This window comes from Deltaproteobacteria bacterium (genome assembly GCA_026712905.1).
Lineage (GTDB): Bacteria > Desulfobacterota > Binatia > UBA9968 > JAJDTQ01 > JAJDTQ01.
On the sequence record JAPOPM010000090.1, the window covers coordinates 1 to 1564 of the forward strand.

General features: G+C 66.8%; 3 protein-coding genes. All 3 read right to left on the reverse strand.

From position 1 onward, the window contains the following. Positions 1-135: 135 nt before the first annotated feature. Positions 136-426 carry a hypothetical protein gene (locus OXF11_07010; GenBank protein ID MCY4486852.1) on the reverse strand — a complete coding sequence of 97 codons (291 nt, stop codon included), beginning with the start codon at positions 424-426 and terminating at the stop codon, positions 136-138. A gap of 129 nt (positions 427-555) precedes the next feature. Beyond that, a complete protein-coding gene (locus OXF11_07015) occupies positions 556-987 on the reverse strand; it encodes a hypothetical protein (protein MCY4486853.1) in 432 nt (143 codons plus the stop codon). Between the two features lie 273 nt (positions 988-1260). After that, the gene (locus OXF11_07020; GenBank protein MCY4486854.1) at positions 1261-1557 is read right to left on the reverse strand and encodes an HU family DNA-binding protein; all 297 of its coding nucleotides are present in this window, start codon (positions 1555-1557) and stop codon (positions 1261-1263) included. Between the last annotated feature and the right edge of the window lie 7 nt (positions 1558-1564).

Consider the following 1564-nt stretch of genomic DNA (forward strand, 5'->3'; position numbering starts at 1 on the left):
CTGTTCGCGATGGCTCGACGGCTTACGCTCTGCTCCCAGTCCCCGCGTCTGTAGGGTCATTATCCACGCCAAGTCGAGGGTGCGCAAGGAAAGGACGCTTGCCAACGAAAACGAATCAACTATTGAAGCCGCACGCTAGTGACCATCGGCGGGACCGTCCGCAAGCCGGACGTCGAACGACAGGAACCGGTCGAACAGCGCGGCCTTTCGCCAGCACCGGGCATCCAAAATCTCCAGCGGCAATCGCCATTCGAGCAACCCGAACCAACGCAACGGTCCGAGAACGCGCCCCGAAAACATCGTGCCCTCCGCATTCCAGTGCATGTTCGCCACCGAATCGTCGCGAACGGCGCAGAGGGTCACGAGCGTGTCCACGCTCTGCCACTCGCCGGCCATATGGGAGAGTCCCCAAAGGATCACGCCCATGTCGTCCTGCGGCCATCTCCCCGGCAACCCAGGAGGAAACGTCCGGACGAAACGCCAGAGTTCGGCGGGCCAGAGCACGTGCCGGAACACGATCGCCTGAAGCGCGCCCCGTCTCCCCGGCCCCAGCATCTACTGCCCCAGCGCGGTCAGCTGGCACAAGCCCGCCCGTTCCTCCAGCAGCCCGCCCATGTCGAGCAGCCGGTCCAGCAGATGGAGCTCCCACACATCGCCCTCGCGAAACGCCTTTCCGGTGCGGAAGTGCTCGGTCGCCTCCATCCCGGGCCAGGTCATCGACTCGCGCATCGCCGCGACCGCATCCCGCCTGAAGTTCCCCTTGCCGGTGAGCCGCAGCCACCCGTCCCTGTCCACCCGCTCGAGCACGATCAATGCATTGCGCACGAACGCTGACTCACCGAGAGCTTCGTCCGGAAGGTCGGCCGCGAGTCTGAGCGTGCGGTTCGCGGCCGACGGCTCGGCGCGAAGCGCTGCGACGCTCGCCGGCTCAAGAAGCCTCCACACCGGATCCACCCCGCCGGGCCACTTGGACAGGTCCGTCCTCATCGCGGTCTCCGTCACACCTCGAGGTTCCGGGCCGCGCCCAGGTCCCGGCGCCGACACGGCCATGCGCGGCCGACCCGCGCTCCCGGCGCCCGCACCCGTTCCGGCGCGGCCTCCCAACCGCCGTTCAAACACATCGCATCTGATTGAACAACACCTCCTGCGCACCCCGCCAAACCACCCGAACGAGTTCTCCAGCCCTCCGATCGCGCGAGCGGTAACCATCGCGTCCTCTGTCCGAAAAGCTCAACCGTCTCCCTTCCCGCTGGCCTGGGCCTACTCCGCCATGCGCTTGAGCCCGCTCAGGGGCTGAACCTTCACCGCCCGCGAGGCGGGTTTCGCGGCCACCGTGATCTCCTGGCGGGTGAAGGGCGAGATCATCTTGCGCGCCTTCGTCGCGGGCTTGCGCACGACCTTGACTTTCAGCAGGCCGGGAAGCGTGAACGTTCCCACCGCGCGTCTCCTGACGTGACGCTCGATGACCACTCCAAGCTCGTCCAGCACCGAGGCCACGTCCTTCTTCTGGAGCCCGGTCGATTCGGCCAGGGCGTCCAGGAGCCGGGTCTTGGTCATGGCCTCC